This is a genomic window from Anaerovibrio lipolyticus (assembly GCF_021531495.1).
Taxonomy (GTDB): domain Bacteria; phylum Bacillota; class Negativicutes; order Selenomonadales; family Selenomonadaceae; genus Anaerovibrio.
On record NZ_JADYTY010000086.1, the window covers coordinates 1 to 532 of the forward strand.

The window sequence follows — 532 nt, forward strand, 5'->3', positions numbered from 1 at the left end:
AAGGTATTTTTCAATGACTATCGTATAGGCAAGTCAGGCAGAACTTTTTTGTGTTACAAATTTCGTTCTATGTATACAGATTCGGATAGAATTTTGCAGGAATATCTAGAACAAGATGATGAAGCAAGGCAAGAATGGGAAGAATTCCAAAAGTTGCGGGGATTTGATCCTAGAGTAACAGCTGTGGGAAGATTCATTCGCAAAACAAGTCTGGATGAATTGCCACAGGTTATTAATGTGTTACTTGGGGATATGAGTCTTGTTGGACCTAGGCCATATCTTCCTAGAGAAAAGGATATTATAGGTGATTATTTGGATATCATTTGTCAAGTACAGCCGGGAATTACAGGTATCTGGCAGGTAAGCGGCAGAAGTGATGTGAATTTTGCTGGCAGATTGGAGCTGGATGAGTGGTATGTAAAGAACCGTTCTATTTTGATTGATATAAAATGCTTGCTGAAAACAGCGCAAATTGTACTTTTTGGCAAAGGAGCATATTGAGGGAGAGTTTATGAAAAAAATAACAACATTG

Annotated in this window: 1 protein-coding gene; it reads left to right on the forward strand. The window is 38.0% G+C overall.

Annotation, left to right across the window (positions count from 1 at the left end):
• Positions 1 to 501 (forward strand): sugar transferase (locus tag I6E26_RS11090; protein WP_235321922.1); only part of this gene is annotated, 501 nt, incomplete at its 5' end.
• Positions 502 to 532 lie beyond the last annotated feature (31 nt).